Here is a 257-nt window from a genome sequence, read left to right on the forward strand (position 1 = left end):
CTGTTACAGCATTGCACGTAAATGATGCTGCAATTGGAACGGCAGCCATTCAAAATGCCGCAATCCAAAAAGCACATTTAGGCACAGCGATAATTGACACGGCGCACATCACAGATGGTGCCATTACAAATGCTAAAATAGCCAATTTATCTGCCGACAAAATCACAGCTGGCACGATTAAAGGGATTACTATTGAGGGTTCACTTATAAAAGGGGCTAGAATCGAACCAATCTCTCAAAACTGGAGATATAATTCG

Annotated in this window: 1 protein-coding gene; it reads left to right on the forward strand. The window is 42.0% G+C overall.

Translation table 11 applies throughout. The features are described from left to right. On the forward strand, positions 1-257 hold a 257-nt coding region (locus R2R70_RS21450; protein WP_410979117.1), incomplete at both ends, for a hypothetical protein.

The sequence above is a fragment of the Cobetia sp. SIMBA_158 genome (genome assembly GCF_046566945.1).
GTDB lineage: Bacteria > Pseudomonadota > Gammaproteobacteria > Pseudomonadales > Halomonadaceae > Cobetia > Cobetia amphilecti.